General features: G+C 54.6%; 17 protein-coding genes. 7 read left to right on the top strand and 10 right to left on the bottom strand.

All coding sequences use genetic code 11. The annotated features are described in order from the left end of the window. Nucleotides 1-150: 150 nt before the first annotated feature. Both DFO57_RS18850 and DFO57_RS18845 read right to left on the bottom strand, forming a co-directional pair. On the bottom strand, nucleotides 151-1029 hold the full coding sequence (locus DFO57_RS18850; RefSeq protein ID WP_072404101.1) for a DMT family transporter: 879 nt from the start codon (nucleotides 1027-1029) through the stop codon (nucleotides 151-153). 495 nt (nucleotides 1030-1524) lie between these two features. After that, nucleotides 1525-2544, bottom strand: a complete 1020-nt coding sequence (locus DFO57_RS18845; RefSeq protein ID WP_072404100.1) for an alpha/beta hydrolase — start codon at nucleotides 2542-2544, stop codon at nucleotides 1525-1527. A gap of 358 nt (nucleotides 2545-2902) precedes the next feature. Here DFO57_RS18845 and DFO57_RS18840 point away from each other — a divergent pair, with 358 nt between their 5' ends. Continuing rightward, nucleotides 2903-4873, top strand: coding sequence for a lipopolysaccharide assembly protein LapB (locus DFO57_RS18840; RefSeq protein ID WP_072404099.1), 1971 nt, complete (start codon nucleotides 2903-2905; stop codon nucleotides 4871-4873). Nucleotides 4874-5325: 452 nt separating this feature from the next. Next, a complete protein-coding gene (locus DFO57_RS18830; protein WP_015699750.1) occupies nucleotides 5326-6099 on the top strand; it encodes a DUF3750 domain-containing protein in 774 nt (257 codons plus the stop codon). 117 nt (nucleotides 6100-6216) lie between these two features. On the opposite strand, the gene DFO57_RS18825 is transcribed toward DFO57_RS18830, so the two are convergent. Beyond that, on the bottom strand, nucleotides 6217-6396 hold the full coding sequence (locus DFO57_RS18825; protein WP_013026715.1) for a hypothetical protein: 180 nt from the start codon (nucleotides 6394-6396) through the stop codon (nucleotides 6217-6219). A gap of 189 nt (nucleotides 6397-6585) precedes the next feature. Here DFO57_RS18825 and DFO57_RS18820 point away from each other — a divergent pair, with 189 nt between their 5' ends. Together DFO57_RS18820 and DFO57_RS18815 are read left to right on the top strand one after the other, a co-directional pair. Next, nucleotides 6586-6855 carry a hypothetical protein gene (locus DFO57_RS18820; RefSeq protein ID WP_015699752.1) on the top strand — a complete coding sequence of 90 codons (270 nt, stop codon included), beginning with the start codon at nucleotides 6586-6588 and terminating at the stop codon, nucleotides 6853-6855. Continuing rightward, complete coding sequence (locus tag DFO57_RS18815) at nucleotides 6852-7355, top strand: AlpA family transcriptional regulator (protein ID WP_072404098.1); 504 nt, start codon at nucleotides 6852-6854, stop codon at nucleotides 7353-7355. The genes DFO57_RS18820 and DFO57_RS18815 overlap by 4 nt, the downstream gene beginning before the upstream one ends. Here DFO57_RS18815 and mgtE read toward each other — a convergent pair whose 3' ends face one another. The 5 genes from mgtE to ppk1 all read right to left on the bottom strand — a co-directional run bounded on the left by mgtE (nucleotide 7356) and on the right by ppk1 (nucleotide 13428). Beyond that, complete coding sequence (gene mgtE, locus DFO57_RS18810; RefSeq protein ID WP_013026712.1) at nucleotides 7356-8789, bottom strand: magnesium transporter; 1434 nt, start codon at nucleotides 8787-8789, stop codon at nucleotides 7356-7358. A gap of 124 nt (nucleotides 8790-8913) precedes the next feature. Beyond that, nucleotides 8914-9099: a YfgG family protein gene (locus DFO57_RS18805; RefSeq protein ID WP_110015592.1), complete on the bottom strand. Its 186-nt coding sequence runs from the start codon at nucleotides 9097-9099 to the stop codon at nucleotides 8914-8916. 98 nt (nucleotides 9100-9197) lie between these two features. Continuing rightward, a complete protein-coding gene (gene tehB, locus DFO57_RS18800) occupies nucleotides 9198-9836 on the bottom strand; it encodes a tellurite resistance methyltransferase TehB (protein WP_110015591.1) in 639 nt (212 codons plus the stop codon). Nucleotides 9837-9838: 2 nt separating this feature from the next. Further along, on the bottom strand, nucleotides 9839-11362 hold the full coding sequence (ppx, locus tag DFO57_RS18795) for an exopolyphosphatase (protein WP_110015590.1): 1524 nt from the start codon (nucleotides 11360-11362) through the stop codon (nucleotides 9839-9841). Between the two features lie 5 nt (nucleotides 11363-11367). Next, nucleotides 11368-13428, bottom strand: a complete 2061-nt coding sequence (gene ppk1 / locus DFO57_RS18790; protein WP_014605285.1) for a polyphosphate kinase 1 — start codon at nucleotides 13426-13428, stop codon at nucleotides 11368-11370. Between the two features lie 154 nt (nucleotides 13429-13582). Here ppk1 and DFO57_RS18785 point away from each other — a divergent pair, with 154 nt between their 5' ends. Genes DFO57_RS18785 through pstB form a run of 3 tightly spaced genes read left to right on the top strand, consistent with a single transcriptional unit; the run spans nucleotide 13583 to nucleotide 18090 of the window. Continuing rightward, nucleotides 13583-15679, top strand: a complete 2097-nt coding sequence (locus DFO57_RS18785; RefSeq protein WP_110015589.1) for an ABC transporter permease subunit — start codon at nucleotides 13583-13585, stop codon at nucleotides 15677-15679. Continuing rightward, a complete protein-coding gene (gene pstA, locus DFO57_RS18780) occupies nucleotides 15676-17310 on the top strand; it encodes a phosphate ABC transporter permease PstA (protein ID WP_014594294.1) in 1635 nt (544 codons plus the stop codon). The genes DFO57_RS18785 and pstA overlap by 4 nt, the downstream gene beginning before the upstream one ends. A gap of 6 nt (nucleotides 17311-17316) precedes the next feature. Then, on the top strand, nucleotides 17317-18090 hold the full coding sequence (pstB, locus tag DFO57_RS18775; RefSeq protein ID WP_013026705.1) for a phosphate ABC transporter ATP-binding protein PstB: 774 nt from the start codon (nucleotides 17317-17319) through the stop codon (nucleotides 18088-18090). A 29-nt stretch (nucleotides 18091-18119) separates the two neighbouring features. Here pstB and purN read toward each other — a convergent pair whose 3' ends face one another. Both purN and purM read right to left on the bottom strand, forming a co-directional pair. Further along, entirely contained in the window at nucleotides 18120-18758 is a 639-nt protein-coding gene (gene purN / locus DFO57_RS18770) for a phosphoribosylglycinamide formyltransferase (protein ID WP_013026704.1), read from the bottom strand. After that, a complete protein-coding gene (gene purM, locus DFO57_RS18765) occupies nucleotides 18755-19795 on the bottom strand; it encodes a phosphoribosylformylglycinamidine cyclo-ligase (RefSeq protein WP_013026703.1) in 1041 nt (346 codons plus the stop codon). Before purM ends, purN begins: the two co-directional genes overlap by 4 nt. Nucleotides 19796-19841 lie beyond the last annotated feature (46 nt).

The raw sequence follows: 19841 nt of genomic DNA, 5'->3' as shown, positions 1-19841 counted from the left end.
GTAAAACGAAGCCCGCGTTATGCGGGCTTTTTGCATTTTAGATCCCGCATTGTCTGGCCGATAGTCGCTTCGCCGGAACGGCGAGGGATATCACTGAATTTCGCCTGCAAAATGAGTTCGCGTTGAACAGCGCACGGCGCTGAAGCGAACTTAGGATCTACGCCAGGCGGCAGGCAGGAGACGTACGACGCGAAGCTCGGTGACGACAATCCCCACCAGGATTAGCGCCGCTCCTGCAAGTCTTTCCGGCGGCAGACGATCGCCCGCGAGAAAATAACCAAAAATCCCACTAAACACAGGTTCGCAAATCAGTATCAGGGCGACCTTTTCCGGGGCCAGCACAGCCTGAGCACGATTCTGAATGGCGTACGCCAGGGCTGTTGCGAACAGGGCCAGTGACAGGATTGTTAATGCTGTCGGCAGCGAGTGAGGTAAAGAAAACTGGTCACGGGCGACGCTCCATAACAAAGAAAGCACGCCAACGATGCCGAGTTGTATCGATGTTGATGCCAGGGAAATGTCAGGCGTTGTGAAAGTCGACACGATGACGATGTGTACGGCGAAGCACACCGCACAACCCAGAATAAGTAAGTCACCATAGTGCACCCTGAACCCGTCAAGGCTGAGTAAGCCAAGCCCAAACACGGCAATGGCGGTTCCTGCTGCCTGTTTAGCACTGGGGCGTCCTCTGCCGATGAGATAGATACACAACGGCGTGAAAACGGTGCACAAGCCTGTGATGAAGCCGGCATTGGAGGGCGTTGTGTAAGCTGTGCCGGATGTCTGTAGGGAAAATGCAGCGAAGAGCACGATGCCTGCCAATACCGCACTCACCGAGTCACGTGGCTTCAGGTGGCGAAAAGAACGGATCGAAAAGGGGAGAAGCGCAAAAGCCGCCAGGGTAAACATCCACGCGTTCAGGGTGGATGCGGCCATGACGCCCAGCGTGTCGTGCTTCGCAACGAAGCTCCAGCCCCACACCGCCGTGACGGCTAAAAGCGCGATTGACCAAAGGATGCGATATGACATAGTTGTCCCTTAGGCAGGCATTTATACCGAATGCCTGGCCCAGAATTGTATGTCAGCGGTACCCAAAGCGGCTTACGATAATTCAGTAAAAAGATCCTGGCAATCCTTAACGCTGTTCCTGCGGCGGCTATCCGAAATCTCAACTGTTGATGACGCGAAGTAGCGAGTTAGAAGGGGGCAGTACAAGGTGCCAGCAACCGGGAATTTGATAAGGTCAGGGTTCTGTGGCTGGTGGTGGTCGGGATGAGCAATGAGCAGACGTTGATAACATTACTGCCTCGCTACAAGCCTGCTTAACGGCGGGTTTTTCCTTTCACTGGTCGAAGGCCGTTTTTGGGTGAAGGCATAAATACTTGCGCGGAGTGGAGAAGGGTGATCACGCCCTGATGCCTGTCAGCCTTTAAGCCAGAAAAAAATCAGCCGGTGCTATCCGGCTGATTTTATTTACCGCATGTCTGTACGAACAAAAAATATGAATCCGCTGTCGGGCGATGTTTACTTAAGGTGTTCCTTCAATTCCGCTGACGCCTGGCTAATCGCCGTACGCACGGTAGGCTCTTTACTCAAGGCATTCAGCAAACCAAAGTCGTGAATCATGCCGTTATAGCGGGTCACCGTCACCGGTACACCGGCGGCATCCAGCTTACGTCCAAAGGCTTCACCTTCATCGCGCAGCACGTCGAGTTCGGCAGTCTGAATCAGCGTTGGCGGTAAACCGGCCAGTTGCGCCTCAGTGGCACGCAGCGGAGAAGCCAGAATGTTATTCCGATCTTTATCTGACGTGGTGTAGTTATCCCAGAACCACTTCATCATGTTTCGGGTCAGGAAATAGCCGTTGGCGAATTGCTGATAAGACGCATCATCAAAATGGGCATCGGTGACGGGCCACAGCATCACATCGTAACGAATCGCCGGGGTTTTATGTTGTTTGGCCTGCAGCGCGACGGCGGCCACCATGTTGCCTCCCACGCTGTTACCGACCAACGCCAGGCGCTTACCGTCAACGCCAATTTCAGCACCGTGTTCGGCTACCCATTTTGTCGCTTCATAAGCCTGGGTAATCGCGACCGGATAATGGGCTTCCGGTGATGGCTCGTAATTCACAAATACCGCCGCAGCGCCGGATTCGTTCACAAGGTCTCGCACCAGACGTTCGTGCGTCGGGAAGTCACCCAGCACCCAGCCGCCACCGTGGAAGAACATGAATACCGGGAGCACGCCGGTTGCGTGTTCGGGTTTGACAATCGTCAGTTTGAGCGGCTTGCCCAATGCTGTGATGGTTTTTTCAGAAACCTGTGCGGGTGGCAGTGTGGCACCTTGCTGCGCGCCGGTGAGTACCGCGCGTGCTTCTTTAGGCGTTAAGGTCTCAATGGGCTTACCGCCGCCACTGTTCAGTGCTTTAAGAAAGGCGGCGACGCCAACGGTAGGTTCAGGCGCATTCTCCACAGGGCTGGCCCATGCTGATGTGATCTGGCTGGCTAACAATAAAGCACCTGCGGTGAGTTTCACGTTCATTTTAATTTCCTTGTGTTTGCGATTAAGTAGTGCGCTATTTAGTTTGGCTAAGATGGCAGGTATTTCTTGAGTTGTAAACTACTAAATAGTGCGCTATTTAAATTTCATGACTGACGCGAGAACAATGCTGATGGCGAAAAGGCGCGGGAAGAGGCGTGGCGTCTGTATTGGATGGCATTTTTTACGATTTACCCGTGGGTGAATCAATTTCGTGCCAGTTGTTTTTTTGAGCGCTACACTCATCTCTGAACCGCAACGCTGTCAGCTTGTAAAACAGCCTGCGTGTGTCCATTTCACGGCATGATAGCGACGGGCAATCAGGCTTTTTGATGACTCAAACTCAAGGACTGAATTAACCATGTTTAAGCGTCTTCTCTCTTCTCTGCGCAATAAAAACCAACCCGCCGATACCGCACCAGACGAGCCCGCTCAAGAACGGGAGATGATTGTTGCTTACGATGCTCATGGACAGGAAATGCACATTGCACGCAATGAATGGCGTGAGAAGGTCTTTCTGCCGGATCTGGAAAAGAAGTGGGATGATGCGGACGCCTTGTACACCGCGATTCTGATGGGGTTGAAAGATGCCTTTGCTTCCGATCTGGTTGCGGCAGCGGAGCGCCTGGTGGACATTGACCGTAATCCTGAACGAAGTCATACCCTCCACGGCATTGTACTGATGGAAACCGGCCACCTGGATGCGGCAGAACAAACCCTGCGAGAGGGAATGGATAAATCAGGCGCGACAGGAACCTTACTCACCAATCTGGCGAAAGTCTTTGCCGAGCGCGGTGAGGACAAACGGGCAGATGACACGCTCTGGCAGGCTATTCAAACCGATCCGAACCTGGATAACGGCTTACTCTGGTGGGTGAGCATTCAGCGCGAGCGCGGAGGCGAGGGCGCTTACATTGAGGGATTGCGCAGCGTTGCCGCGATGCCGGGAAGCTGGCGAGCACAGCTCTGGATGGCCCGTTTTTATCTGGAGCATAACGAAACCGACAAGGCTCGTGGACTTTATGAAGAGGTGCTGTCGGGTGGACGGTACGATGCTGAGGCGCTGTATATGATCTCTGGCGACCTGGGGAAAAATGGCGAGATTCCGCTTCTGATTTCGCTGGTTGCGCCCCATTACGATGTTCAAAAGCACGATCCTATGGCCGGTATAAATTTATTGCAGGCTTATCTTGAGTTGGGGCAGACGGATCAGGGGCTCACGCTTCTTAACCAGCTGTATGCACTCAATTTTGCCCCGATCAAGCAGCATCTTGATTATTACAGACAAGCGTTTGAAGAGAAACGCCGCCAAACGGAACCCGTTCAGCAGGTGGCGCCTGATGATGTGAAAATCACAACGTTATCCGTTACGCAGCCCATTTGGCATTACGGCTTATGCAAAGCCGACTGGCTGTTTAACCAAAAACCTGAAGAGACAGCGAAGATCGGTTTCTTTGCGTTATCAAAAATACCGGATGGCACCGCAGCCCAGGGCATACAGCGCGAAGATGAGCTTGGCCGACTGTCGCGCGCGATTCCGCTCTATCTCGCTGAAGCCGTACATTACTGGAGTGATTATGCGGCGTGCACCTATTTTCTGATGGCGGAGGGCCACGGTCCTGTTCTCACTGGCCAACCGATGGTGGGTGAGGATATTTATGAGATCCTGCCGCCTGACATGAAGTATGTGGTGACGGGGGAAATTGGCTGCACTGGCGAGGGCGAACAGCGTCGTTGGCAGATTGCGTTGTCGCTGTGGAACTGTACCACGCGCAGTAAACAGTCGACTGAAACTGAAGAGGTAACGGATGCCGGGTTAGGCAACGTGATGCAGGCGTTGGAGCAAAAATTACTGATGCAGGCCGGCCTGAAGCGTGAACAACCACTGGATGCCTTTTATCAACGTCCTCCGGCTGACGCGTTGCCTGTCTATCTGACCGGGCTGGGGCAATCGTTAATGCTGACGCTGCTGGCTAACCAACAGGTTCCGTATTCGGAGGTCTGGAATGAGCGCGCCATGTTGGACTGGCCGCTGAATATTCTCCGTCACTGGCCATCTCTGACTGCCGCTAAAATCATTTATCTTTCCGGGTTGGGCAAAGCTTTCGATTATCACTCGGAGGCACTGCCGGGCTACCAAGCATCCAGCCTGGAATTGCTGAGAATGGAGAGCAGTCAAAGCAGCGTGATTGCAGGACTCGCGCCGCTGATGTGGAAAATATTTGGCATCGAAGGTGAGATAAACTCACGCAGCCAACCTGTCGCGCCGGAGGCGCAGCAGCGCTATGAAGCGTGGTTGCAACGTGTAGCGGAAAAGGCGATAACAGGCTAGTTTTCAGACGGCGGGTTCAAGACAACCTATGCTGTTGTTGAAATCGCCAGGCATGAAATGCATCTGGGATCTGTTATCTGCTTCGAGCATGGGTGAAGTGCAGGTTTCGCGTGCCTTCGGGATTGGCTCTGACGCCTTCTGTTTTGAACGCAAAGCAAAGGGTAGCCCAGACCGGTCGCCTGCTAAATGCGCGCGGCGAGTATCCCTGCTTGCTTCCTGAGCCTGAGTCGCGGCGGGTTTCAGGCTGGCTGATTCTGCGTATAGCCCGCCTCTGAGCACACTGGTGGTGACAGCCATCACGGCCCCTTGACGTCGGGTGATGGCGGGCGTTGCGTCAGCAGCCACTCACCAGCGTGAGCAAATATTGCGATGACATCGCAGCATAGTTAGTGAATACAAACCCTATATTTCATTGCAAAATCATCCCTTATCTTTTACCTGCAGGAACCGCGATGCTGCCTCTGAAAATCTTCAGTCTCTGTTTTCTCACCGTGATTTTGCTGTCGCTTGCGGCCAGCCTGGCGCAAGCCACTCATGGCAACAACGCTACCGGCCAGGGTGGCTGGGCAACGGCCCGAAGGGATTCGGCCGGTGTCGCGCCCGATCCACAGGCCAACGCCAGTCAGGCCATCGTTCAGGTCTATGCCGCACCGACATACGGCTGGAAAGGCGCCATCGCGGTGCACCCGTGGATTATCTTTAAACGTGCAGGTGAAAGCCGCTATACACGTTACGAAGTCATTAGCTGGGGGAGCGGCGATAAGGTAAGACGTAATTCATCGTTGCCTGACGGCTACTGGTACGGGGCAAAACCACGGCTGTTGGTCGAGCATCGTGGCCCGGATGCGCAAAAGCTGATCCCGCAGATTGAAGCCGCCATAAAATCCTACCCCTGGCCCACCACCTATCGCGCCTGGCCCGGGCCGAACAGTAATACCTTTATGGCGCACATTGGTCGCAATGTGCCGGATCTCAAGCTTGATCTGCCTGCCAACGCCCTGGGAAAAGACTACCGGCCATTATGGCGCCCCGTGGGCTTGCCGCCGTCAGGTCGTGGGGTTCAGGTATCAATACTTGGCGTCGCGGGCATTACGCTGGGGGCGGAAGAAGGGGTTGAAGTGAATCTTTTGGGACTGAGCGCGGGGATAGGCTTTGCGCCGTTTCGGCTGAGACTGCCTTTTATTGGCGGTTTAGGAAAAAATAATCTGCAGGAAAATAAAATCTGACAGCCGTTTGGTGGATGACGCGGCAGGCGAAACAGGTTACCCGAGTGTTGGGTTGCCGCGTAACCCCACTTCGGGTTGTCTTAACCGTTACGGTCTGCCTGAGTCACATCACCCGTTTTAACAGACGCCAAAATCGCCATCTTCATGGTAGAGATTTACGCTGTCCGCGTTAACTTCGATTTCTTTTTGAGTGGCATCGTCCACGCGAGCGCACCACAGCGTTTCTCCTTCGGCACGTAGCACCACCATTTTGGGGCCGCCCGTTTTCGATTGTACCAGGTCATCAGTTTTAAACATATTTCCTCCGTTGTGAGTATTGATTTTAGTCCATCACGCCAGACTGACACTTTTTTGCGTAACCTTTTCCATTTTAGCCGCAACCTGTTTTACCTGCTGCCCGACAACCCCCATGCTGCTCATCTACCGCATTAAGTATAAATAAGTTGTCAGTTGACAACCTATTAAAAACAAGGAATGATATGCACCATGGTGGACAGAAAGCGACATCCCAGCAAAGAGATAGAAGCCGCATTATGTTACGCAGAGTTCCATGGGTGGCTGGTGGTTGCTAAGGGCCATCACGCATGGGGCAAAATGTACTGCCCGGCAAATCTGTCGGCGTGCCGCTGTGGTGAATACTGTCTGACCTGTATCTGGCGCACCCCGAAAAGCGCGCAAAACCATGCCAAAGCGCTGCGGCGCGTGGTAGACAACTGTATCGCCACCCGTGAGTGGAAAAAGAGGGAAGGATTATGACGGACTATCATTTCACCCTGCGGTTTGAACTGCCTGAATCAGCCAAATCCATCGACGCATTACTGGAAAAACTGGCGGAGGCAGGATGCGACGACGCGCTGGTCGGTGCCGGTATGGCAGGTAAGCTGGCACTGGAGTTTACGCGCCACGCCGACTCGGCGAGTCACGCACTCGGCAGTGCGATAGAGGATGTGCAGTCTGCCATTCCGGGCGCAGTCATGGTTGAAGCCGCACCTGACTTTGTCGGCTTAACCGATGTCGCCGATCTTATCGGCGTATCCCGTCAGAACATGCGGAAACTGATGATCACGCACAGCAAACAGTTTCCGCTACCGGTTCACGATGGCAAAACGGCCATCTGGCATTTAGCCGATGTGCTGGAGTGGCTGGCGCAGCGTAATCACTACCAACTGCCTGCGGTCACCTGTGAGCTGGCACAGGTGACGCGTCGGCTTAACGTGATGGGATCCCTGCAGCGCTACGGTTATCAACATTCGTGATCAGTGCGGTATCAGAAAGATTGTCGCCAGGCCCAGAAAAATAAAGAAACCACCAGTATCGGTGATGGCGGTAATCAAGACGCTTGAGCCCACGGCGGGATCGCGTTTCATTTTCGTCATGACCAGCGGCACCATGACACCCATAACCGCAGCCAGCAGGAGATTCAGCACCATCGCCAGCATCATGACGCCGCCCAGCGCCATGTTATCGTACATGAGCCAGGTCACTCCGCCCATAATGGCGCCCCAGAACAGGCCGTTAATCAAAGCGACGCCGAGTTCACGCATAAACAGGAACGAAAAGTTGCCCGGCTCAACCTGATGCAGGGCCAGGGCGCGAACAATCATGGTGATGGTCTGATTACCGGTGTTCCCACCAATCCCGGCAATAATCGGCATGAGCGTAGCAAGGGCGACAATCTGCGAGATAGTGCCTTCAAACAGACCAATGACGCGCGAGGCAATAAATGCCGTACACAAATTGATTGCCAGCCATGCCCAGCGGTTGCGCACGGATTTGCGCACCGGCGCGAAAACATCTTCTTCCTGGCTGATCCCGCCCATTTTTCGGATATTGCTTTCGTTCTCTTTGTTAACCAGATCAACAACATCTTCAATGGTGATGCGGCCGATGAGTTTACCCTGCGCGTCAGTGACCGCCGCTGAGATCAGATTGTAACGTTCAAAGGCACTGGCTGCATCTTCGGCTTTATCATCAAGCTGAAACGTGGTGGGATGCGAATTCATCACGTCGCTCACCATGGTCTTGGGTTTATTCAGCAGAATAGCGGTTAACAGCAGTTCGCCCAGCAGTTGGTTGTTTTCATTGGTGATAAAGATTTTGTCTGTACCGTCCGGCATGCTTTTGCCTTTCCGCAAAAAGCGCTGCACTGTGGCTAAGGTCACATCCTCGCGCACCGTGAGGATATTGAAGTCCATAATCCGGCCCACGCGATCCCGGTCGAACTGCATCACGCTCAGGATGCGGGCGCGCAGGTTAGGCTCAAGCGAGGTCAGCAGGCGTCCGGTGAGGTCGCGTGGCAGGTAACGTACCAGCCAGGCCTGATCGTCAATGTCCAGGGGTTCCATAGCCTGCAGGATGGCGCGATCGCTCATCTCTTCGGTCAGGCTGTCCCAGACGGTTTCAGAGGCTTCAACCAGCACATGACCGCGTTTCTCACCCGGTACCAGGCTCCAGAGTGCCAGACGCGCTTCTTCAGGCAAGGCTTCAAGAATATCGGCAAGGTCAGCGGCATGAAGCTGGCTGATGTCTTGCTGCAGAATTTCACGATTTATCGCATTTTCACGTTGCTGCTCAGCGGTGAGATGGCTGGCTTTATCCAGCAATTCATCCACCAGATCGTGCTCATTGAGCAGCAGCGTCAGAATACGATGACGAATTTCACTTAAACGTTGAGTGTGTGAGGCAGACACATTGCATCCCTATAGTCTGAAAGCACTTGCACGAAGTGTAGCGTTTTGACCGAAAAAGGGATGTAAAAAATGGCGCTGATGCAGGGGATCGCGCGTCGATTAATCAGGTTATGACATCTTATGATTAACGGCTGTCAGAAAGCGTGGTGATCGCCGGAGGCGAGTCGGTTTGTTTTTGCTGATGATGCTCGAAAGCCGCGGGCAGGATAAAGATGAGGCGACTAAACAGAATGATAAAACTGATGAGTAAAACAATCCGCGTCATGCTGACGCTTTTTTTACGTCTTCGTGGAGAAAGGGCGCTGTTCACGCAGTGTAATTCCTGTAAAAACCCAAGACGGGCGACAGCAATATTTAGTCACAGTCGCCCGCTGAAATCAACCGCTGTTTAAAAAAAATACAACAATGTTAATAACTGGCTTTCTGCGCCAGGAGCGTCGCAAACCGGCAGTTTATCCGGTTGCCATTTTCATCTTTGCGGTGTAAGTGACCCCAGTTTTCGTTGTACTTCACAATGTGCCAGTTGCGATAGTAATGACTTAACTCGCCGGATTTAAAGGCAAAAGGGAAGTCAGACGGACAGGGGGCATCCTCGGTATTCATGGCGGCAACAATCAGGTTGAAGCCATTTTTCACGGTGCAGGCCTGCATATCGGCAATCAGCTGGGGGATAGTTTCCGGCTGTAAAAACATCATCACCACCGTAGAGATCGCCAGCTGGTACGCGCCGTTGAAACGCACCTGGTTTAAATCCTGCTGCGCCGTATGAATGCCGGTCAGCCCTTCGGCGGTAATAATCTGATTCAGGCGTGCCAGGCTTGCCGGATTATGGTCCCAGGCAGTCACTTCGAATCCATGTTGATTCAGAAACAGCGTGTTGCGCCCGCTTCCGCATCCCAGGTCAAGCGCTTTGCCGGGCGTCAGCTTAGGCAAGGCGTCAACCACTTCAGAATGGGTGGGCGTTAAGCCGTAGGTATCGGCAAAATAATGTTCAGTTCGTAATGTCATCGTCATCGGTTCGGTGATGCGGGCAGTCAGTGCCCGCACGATCAGGCTTCTGCGAGAATCAGTTTCCAGCCGGTTACTTCATCCCAGTAGGTTTGCTCACGCTCCAGGTCGAGTTGCACCAGGTTATTCTGACTGAAATAGCCTGCCGGAAAAGTGAGCGTCCAGTGGCCGTCATCGCAGGTGAGTTTTAACGCGTCCGGGCGAGTCGTGGCCTGGCGCTGGTTATTCAGCAAGGTCCCCAGACGAAGCAGAAAGATAAGGGGCAAAAACTGCTTCTTCTTAAACAGCGTCACGCGCGGCAGCTCATCTACCTTCACCGCTTTACGGTGAAATCTGACCAGCGCCGCCAGCAGCATTTGCTGATCCTGATTAAAGCCTGGCAGGTTGGTGTTCTGCAGGATATAGGCTGAATGGCGCTGTAAAGCACTGTGATTAATGGTCAGCCCCACCTCATGCAACATGGCAGCCCATTTCAGTAGCGCAGCCAGCTGCGGATTCGCCAGTTTGGGATTTTGATCGCGCCACTGCAGATAGAGCTGTTCCGTCGTCTCCAGTACGCGTCGAGCCTGATCGCTGTCGATGGCGTAGTGATTCGCCAGGCTCTGAGCCGTACGGCTGCGAATATCCCGATGGCGGAAACGGCCTTCCATTTCGTACAGCACACCTTCACGAAGTGCGCCATCACTTAGCGTCAGTTCACGGATAGCCAGCGCGTCAAAGACGCCGCAGAGAATGGCCAGGCCCGGAACGAACACGCTTTTACGCTCCTCAGACAGGCCCGGCAGGCTCAGCGCAGCAAAGGACTTGTGCTTAATGACTTCGTCATACAGTTTCGTCAGGCGCTCAGGGGTAATCAGCTTCTCTTTCTCACCCATCGCCAGCAGCACCTCACAGGCGGCTTTGATGGTGCCAGACGCGCCCAGCGCATATTGCCAGCCGTGCAGACGGTACTGCCAGGCCAGCGTTTCCAGCTTCTGCGTGGCGGCCAGGCGGGCGCGACGAAAGTTCTCAACGCTGATTTCACCGCCGGGAAAATAAAGCTGGGCAAAACTCACGCAGCCCATGCGACGGCTTTCTACCAGCTGCGGCTCAAAATCTTCACCGATCACTAATTCCGTTGAACCGCCACCGATGTCGATGACCAGCTTGCGGCCTTTTTCCGGCTGCGTATGTTCAACGCCCATAAAAATCAGGCGCGCTTCTTCGTGACCGGAAATCACCTCAATCGGGTAAGGAATAACGTCAGCCGCGCGCTGCAAAAAGGTTTCGGCATTCACCGCCTGCCGTAACGTATGTGTGCCCACGATCGTCACGTTGCTGGCGTTAAAGCCCTGCAGACGTTCAGCAAACAGCGCCAGGCAGTTCAGCCCGCGTTCCATCGCCTCTTCGCTCAGGTAATTTTTGGCATCCAGCCCATCGGCCAGATGTACCCGTTGCTTCAGACGCCCCAGAACCTGCAAAGCGCCATCCACCACGCGGGCAATTACCATGTGGAAACTGTTGGAGCCAAGGTCAATTGCCGCAAACTCTTGAGGTTTCGGCGTACTTTTTTGGGAGATAGGCATAGGCGTTATTCAGGTTGTTCCAGCTTCTTAATGTAATCGTAAATGGCCATCTGCGACCGTACTTTACGACGATTACCGCGCTGAACGTACTGGTTAGTCAGCTCTTTATCCACAACACGTGCTTTAACGGTGTCGCTAAGCTGAATAGCAATAATGTCCAGGATGCGCTGCTTTATCTGTGGATCAAGGATCGCCACGGCCACTTCGATGCGATAATCAATGTTACGCGTCATCCAGTCCGCGGACGAGAGAAACACTTTCTTATCACCACCGTTTTCAAAAATGTATACGCGGTCGTGTTCCAGGAAGCGGTCAACAATACTGATCACACGAATGTTTTCACTGATCCCGGGCAAGTCTGGAATCAATGAGCACATTCCGCGCACCAGTAAATTAACATTTACGCCAACGCTGGATGCGGTATAAAGCCTGTCTACCAGCCCTTTGTCCACCAGGTTGTTAATTTTCAGCGTAATCCCACTGGGGCGTTTTTGCTGCGCGTTGGCGATTTCGTTATCGATCAAATCATACAACATGCGACGCGAGTTTTGCGGAGAAACCATTAAATGGTCAAAGGTCACCGGGCGATAGGGATTTTCAATAAAGTTGAAGACCCGGCGCACTTCATTGGTGATACGCGCATCGGCGGTTAACAGGGAATAGTCCGTGTAAAGGCGTGCCGTTTTTTCATTGAAGTTACCCGTACCGATGTGGGCGTAGCGCACGATCTCCTCGCCTTCCCGGCGGGAAATCAAAAACAGCTTGGCGTGAATCTTCAGCCCGGGCGCAGAGAAAATAACGTGTACACCGGCTTCCGTCAGGCGTTTTGCCCAGTAAATATTGGCTTCTTCGTCGAAACGGGCCTGCAGCTCGACTACAACGGTCACTTTTTTCCCGTTATAGGCGGCATGAATCATCGCATCCATAATGCGCGAATGCTTGGCGACGCGGTAAATATTGATTTTGATCGCCAGCACGCTCGGGTCGAATGACGCCTGACGTAACAGTTCAAGAACATGCTCGAAGGTGTGGTACGGATAGTAAAGCAGCACGTCGCGATTACGAATGGCATCGAAACCGTTGCGGAAACCGTCAAAGCCAATATGGCGGATTTGCGGCATCGGCCGGTTAATCAGGTTGTTCTTCCCGACATTAGGGAAGCCGATAAAATCTTTAAAGTTGTGGTAGCGCCCCCCCGCCAACACGGAGTCGTAATTTGAAATCGACAGCTTGTCGCACAGCAGCGCCACCATCGAATCCGGCATGTCGCGCTGATAAACAAAACGCACCGGTTCAGCGGTCAGACGCTGTTTCAGGCTGGATGACATCAGTTCCAGCAGGCTGGATTCCATTTCTGTCACCAGGTCGTACTCCGCATCACGCGTCATTTTCATCGAATAGGCGTTGAGCGTGTCGTAGTCATAGAAACCTTTAAAAATATCATCCAGACAATACCGCAGGATGTTATCAAGCAGGATCATAGGTTTACGGCGACGGGGAGGTTCGGCTGGCAGATTGATGAAGCGTGGCACTTTATCCGATGGAATTTCCAGCAGGGCGTACTGAATATCCTGACCGCGAATAATTTCAACCGCCAGGTAGGTGTAATCGTCTTTCAGAAACTCGGTTAAATCGGTTTCATGAGTAATCAAAATCGGCGTGATGTGCTGACGCAGCTCATGCTTAAAGTAGTGGCGCAGCCAGCTTTGCTGGTTAGGTGACAGCTGACGTTCGTTTATCAGGAATATTTGATTACGCGCCATCTCCAGCAGCAGGTCGTTATACAGGGCGTCAAATTCCTGATCTGACTTCAGGACGCGCTGTTGGATCTTTTTTAACAAATGGCGTGGCGTGCTGGCGGAGCCTTGCTCTTCGCCAATCAGGATACGGCGTTTCAGATCGGCAAAACGTACCTTGTAAAATTCGTCGAGGTTGTTCGAGTAAATACCTAAAAAACGCATACGTTCAATCAGCGGATTACCTTTATCTGCCGCTTCCTGCAAAACACGTTCGTTGAAGCACAACCAGCTCATTTCTTTTTCGATATAAAGCTTTACCTGACCCATTCTCACTCCGTATGACGGTTGCAGGACTGACGACGATACAGTATCCAACAGCATTATGGCGAGAGTATGGCAGGGTTGTCCAACAGCAAAAGTTGTCTTATCAACCAGCTACGGGCAACATAGCGACTCATTTCCGCCGCATAACCAGGGCCGCATGAGCGTAAACCATATTCCTGTGCAGTTTAGCGATCGCCGACGTCGTGCTATTGACCGTTTCACGCGGCGCCTCGTCACGTGTTGCGGAGCGGCCATTCTGCTACTGATGATGCTGTTGTTCTTTTGGTTGCTTTGGGTGGTCCTGCCGTTATTCAGCGCGCCGGGCGTGCAAAGCGTCAGCAGCCAACGTCTGTGGGATTCGGCACCGGCTCTGGCGATAGGCAATCTGGGCGACGTAGGCTGGCGCATCAGCCGCGATGGAAGGGCGCGCTTTATTCCGCTGAACGGACAACCGGCAGCTCCGGCATTAGGGCTTTCGCCCGTGCCGGAGCAGATAGTAACCAGCGCAGACGACAAGACGTTGCTGCTTAATGCCCAGGGCAGTTTAACCCTGCTGCAACCGGTGATAAGCCAGGGCGAAGGCGAATGGCATTTCCCATTGGGCGATAAGGTGTTTCGCCTGCCACAGGGCGGAATAAAAAAGATGGCGCTGGCCACGATTAGCCCTGACCAGTGGCGCATCGCCGCCTCCGGTGAGTCCGGAGTAAACCTACTGACGCTGGGCACCAACCAGCAGGCGTCGCTGATTACGCTGCCGGCCCAGCAACCTCAGCATCTGTTACTGTCACCCAAAGGCGACCTGCTGTATACCACCGAAGGTAACCTGCTGCAGGTCTGGCAAATTGATGACGGGCGAGCCTGGCTGCGCGAAACGCAGACGCTGGCTCAGCCGCCCCGGCAGTTGCTGTTACTGGCTGGCGGGCAAAGCCTGCTGATCCAGGATGACAGCGGCATTTCTCAGTGGTTCTCCATAGCGGGTCAGCACGGCCTGCGCTTACACCGCATCCGGACCTTTGAGCACAGCGCCGGACAGGCCACGATGATCGGTGAGCCACAGCGACGGGTGTTTGCCACGGTTGATCAGACCGGCATGCTGAAGGTGTTTGCCAGTAAACAGAACGGGCCTATCCTGCAACGGCAACTGGCCGCTGGTATTCTTCAGGCCCAATTCTCCCCCCGTGGTGACAGCCTGCTGCTGGAGCGGCAGTCAGGCTGGGAAACGCTGAAGCTGACGAATCCCTGGCCGGATGTGACCTGGCGTAATTTCTGGCAAAAAATCTGGTATGAAAACTATCCCAAGGCCGACTGGGTCTGGCAATCCACCAATGCTGGAGACAGCTACCAGGCGAAATTCAGCCTGATCCCAATGGTCGTGGGCACGCTTAAAGCGGCCAGTATGGCTCTGCTGTTTGCCACGCCGCTGGCGCTGGCCGCCGCGATGTATACCGCGTGGTTTATGGCACCGGGCCTGCGTCGTTGGGTTAAGCCCGCCATTGAGATGATGGGGGCGCTGCCCAGCGTGGTGATCGGACTGATCGCCGGATTATGGTTAGCGCCGCACATAGGCCAGGCGTTAGTGGGCGTGCTGCTGCTGCCCGTGACGCTTGCCGGCAGCCTGCTCGGCTGTGGCGTAGTGAGCCGTCGCCTGCCTGAGCGCTGGCGCCAGCCAGGACGAGAGGTGTTGTTGCTTCTGCCTGTGCTGCTGAGTGTCACTCTGCTGACGTTAGGGTTGCCGACCCTGATCGTACCCGATGCCGGCGACTGGCTACCGCATTACGCGCAACGTAACCTGTTGGTGGCGGCGCTGGCGATGGGGTTTGCGCTGGTACCGTTAATTTTTACCCTGGCTGAGGATGCCCTGTTTAGCGTGCCCGCTTCGCTGGGACAAGGATCGCTGGCGCTGGGTGCCACGCCCTGGCAAACCCTGACGCGAGTTGTGCTGCCGGGCGCGTCGGCGGGGATTTTTGCCGCCTTGATGATTGGCTTTGGCAGGGCGGTCGGCGAAACCATGATTTTATTAATGGCGACGGGTAATACGCCGCAAAGTGAAGGCGGCTTGTTCAGCGGCCTGCGTACGCTTTCCGCCAACATCGCGATCGAGATGCCTGAAGCGGCCGTGGGCAGCGCCCATTACCGAATTTTGTTCCTGAGTGCGTTTTTATTGCTGATATTTACGTTAATGATTAATACCCTGGCAGAACTCATCCGGCAGCGCCTGCGTCATCGCTTTAGTCAGTACAAGGAGCAGGCATGACGGTGATGCGACAAAACGACCGCTGGCGCTGGTTAACGGCCGGGGCCGTGACGGTGTGCCTGTTGGCGTTTACCTTATTGATAGGATTGCTGGGATGGCAGGGGCTGCGTACCTTTTGGCCTCATAAGGTTGAGCTCTATACCTTTACGCAGCCTGACGGCAGTCACACCCGGCTGCTGGGTGAAACCCTTGAGCGGCAGTCACAGTATCCGGCCCCGGCTGGCAATGCAGATGACCCGCACGCGACGCTGCATCGCTATTTGATTAAAACCGGCAACCGTGACTGGGCCGCACCGGATTTTCGTATTGCGCTCAGCAAGAATACACCGGCAGTCAGCCAGCCGGAGGCCATCATGGTGTTACAGCGCCGCAGTCACGGCAATGCTTACGGCTGGCTTGTGGGCCTGCGCGAAGACAATGAAGCGCTGACGGCCAAAAACATCAATGCACTTTTACAGCAGCGCCTTGAACAGGTGCAGATCCTGGTACGTCAGGCCAACGAAATCCGTCGTGTTGATATGGCCCGGCTGAACCAGCAACTGGATCAGCTAGACGATCAGGCTGAACAGCAGCGTGAGGCAAAGCAGTTTGATTTGCAGGCGCAGTCAGAATATGACGCCAATCAGGCTGCACTTGAGCGTCGGCTTATTCAGCTCAATGACAGGCTGAACAATCTGCAAGAGGAAAGTCAGCGTGACGCCTTAATTCTGCGTGACGTTAACGGTATCGAGCACAGTATCCCGCTGTCGCAGATCGTGGCGGCCTGGCAACCCAATGCCATGACGTTGACAGAAAAAACAGGGCACTTCTTCCACCAACTGTGGCGCTTCGTCAGTGATTCGCCTGCCGAGGGCGAAAGCGATTTTGGCGTTTTCCCCGCCATCTTCGGCACGGTTCTGATGGTGCTGCTGATGTCCGTGGTTGTTATGCCGTTGGGGGTGATTGCAGCCGTCTGGCTGCATGAATATGCCGGACGCAATGCCTTGACCCGACTGGTACGCATCGCGGTGGTGAACCTGGCGGGCGTGCCATCCATTGTCTATGGTGTGTTCGGTCTGGGCTTCTTTGTCTGGCTGGTGGGCGGTTCGGTCGATCGGCTGTTCTACAGCAGCGCGCTGCCGAATCCCACCTTCGGTACGCCGGGCTTGCTCTGGGCATCGCTCACGCTGGCCCTGCTGACCCTGCCGGTGGTGATCGTGGCAACGGAAGAGGGCTTATCCCGCATACCGAACAGTCTGAGGCAGGGATCGCTGGCGCTCGGGGCGACGCAGGCCGAAACCTTATGGAACGTGGTGCTGCCGATGGCGGTTCCGGCGATGTTAACCGGGCTGATTCTGGCGGTAGCGCGCGCCGCGGGCGAAACCGCGCCATTGATGCTGGTCGGCGTGGTAAAAATGGTACCGGAATTGCCGGTTGATGCGGTGTTTCCCTATCTGCACCTCGACAGAAAATTTATGCATCTGGGCTTTCAGATTTATGATTTAGCCTTTCAAAGCCCCAATACCGAAGCCGACCGGCCGCTGGTGTTTGCCACGGCGCTGCTGCTGGTGCTCATTATTCTGTTGCTGAACCTGCTAGCCATGGGCCTGCGTCACCGTCTGCGTGAACGCTATCGCCTGATGACTCAATAACTGACGATGACTACAATGCCCGAAACTGATATTGCGCTAACCGTTGATCACCTTTCGCTCTGGTATGGTGAGCGCCAGGTGCTTCAGGATGTCTCGCTGCAGCTACCCAAAAACCGTATTACCGCCCTGATTGGGCCGTCCGGCTGCGGCAAATCAACGTTGCTGCGCTGCTTTAATCGTATGAATGACGTGATCGATAACTGCCGCATCGACGGCGAGATTCTTCTGGAGCAGCAGTCGATCATGCGGCCTGCCCAGGATGTCTCTGCGCTGCGTCGCCGGGTCGGTATGGTTTTCCAGCGGCCCAATCCTTTTCCGAAGTCGGTCTACGAAAACGTGGTGTACGGATTGCGCTTGCAGGGCGTGCGCGACAAGCGGGTACTGAATGAGGCCTGTGAACGCGCACTCCGTGCGGCGGCGTTATGGGGAGAAGTGAAAGATCAGCTGGCACAGAATGCCCTGACGCTCTCCACGGGGCAGCAGCAGAGGCTGGTTATCGCCCGCGCCATTGCGATTGAGCCGGACGTGCTGTTACTGGATGAGCCGACGTCGGCGCTGGACCCGATTTCAACGCTGGTGATCGAAGAACTGATGAGCACCCTGAAACAGCACTTCACGCTGGTGCTGGTCACCCATAATATGCAGCAGGCCTCACGTGTGTCGGATTACACGGCCTTTATGCATCAGGGATCGCTGGTGGAGTTCGACACAACAGACAAGATTTTCACGACGCCGAAGGTGCGCCGGACGGAAGATTACATCACCGGACGCTATGGCTGAAAAGGGCAGGGAGCCTGGCTCCCTGCCTGTTACTCGTGGGCGTAGCCCTGAAGCGGTAACGGCTTACCATCCAGCCAGGCCTTTCCCTCACGCATGGCCAGGCGGCCTTCAACAAACCAGTTAATTACCAGCGGATAGATGGCATGTTCCTGATGTTGTACGCGCTCGGTAATGTCCGCTTCGCTGTCTTCGGCAAAAACGGGCACCTTGGCCTGCAGAATCACCGGACCACCGTCCAGTTCATCCGTTACGAAATGCACTGACGTGCCATGCTCCGCATCGCCATTTTCCAGGGCCTGGCGGTGAGTATGCAGTCCGGGATATTTGGGCAGGAGCGACGGGTGAATATTCAGCAGTCGGTCGTGATAATGCGCCACAAAACCCGGGCTTAAAATGCGCATATATCCTGCCAGCACCACAACATCCGGCGCACAGGCGTCGATCTCACGCATAAGCTGGCGATCAAAACTTTCACGGTCGCTAAAGTCACGGGCGTCCAGGGCAATAGCCGGAATGCCTGCCCGCTCTGCGCGGACTAAGCCATAGGCGGAGGCTTTATTACTGAACACGGCAGCGACGCTGCCGTGAATACGCCCGTTTGCACAGGCGTCAAGGATGGACTGAAGATTACTTCCGTTGCCGGAGATCAGCACAACCAGCTTTTTCATGACGTGATGACCACACGCTCTTCCGCTTCTGATGCCTTAATCACGCCGATTTTCCAGGCATTTTCACCGGCGGCGCGCATTAGTTCAACGGCTTTATCCGCGTCGGCAGGGCTCAGAGCAATCAGCATACCCACGCCACAGTTGAACGTACGGTACATTTCGTGACGGCTGACGTTACCAGCCTGCTGCATCCAGCTAAACACAGCCGGCCATTCCCAGCTTTTTTCGTCAATCACGGCCTGGGTGTTATCGGGCAGCACGCGTGGAATGTTTTCCCAGAAGCCGCCGCCGGTGAGATGCGCGATAGCATGCACATCGACCTGTTCGATCAGGCTCAGAATGTTTTTGACATAAATGCGGGTAGGTTCCAGCAAATGATCGGCCAGCGGTTTGCCTTCGAGCTGCTCAACCTGCGGATCGGTCCCGCTGACTTCCAGAATTTTGCGCACCAGAGAATAACCATTGGAGTGCGGGCCGCTGGAGCCTAATGCGATCAGGACATCGCCGTCCTGCACTTTGCTGCCGTCAATGATTTCTGATTTCTCAACGACGCCAACGCAGAAGCCGGCCACGTCGTAGTCTTCGCCATGATACATGCCCGGCATTTCGGCCGTTTCGCCGCCCACCAGTGCACAGCCTGACTGCAGGCAACCCTCGGCGATACCGGTGATGACCGCCGACGCGGTATCCACATCCAGTTTGCCGGTGGCGTAGTAATCCAGGAAGAAGAGCGGTTCAGCGCCTTGTACCACCAGATCGTTGACACACATCGCGACCAGATCAATGCCGATAGCATCGTGGCGCTTAAGATCCATCGCCAGACGCAGTTTGGTGCCTACGCCGTCGGTGCCGGAGACCAGCACGGGTTCACGGTATTTTTGCGGCAGCGCACAAAGCGCACCGAAGCCGCCTAGTCCACCCATGACTTCCGGGCGACGCGTCTTTTTCACTACGCCTTTAATACGGTCAACCAGAGCGTTACCAGCATCAATATCAACACCGGCGTCTTTGTAACTGAGAGAGGTCTTGTCGGTCACTGCGAGGTCCCCACGCGAGTTGCGGTTGGTGGTTTAATATAAAGCG

The sequence above is a fragment of the Pantoea sp. AG702 genome, assembly GCF_003182295.1.
GTDB lineage: Bacteria > Pseudomonadota > Gammaproteobacteria > Enterobacterales > Enterobacteriaceae > Pantoea > Pantoea ananatis.
Note: the sequence above shows the minus strand (reverse complement) of the source record. Positions and strands in the feature narration are given on the sequence as shown.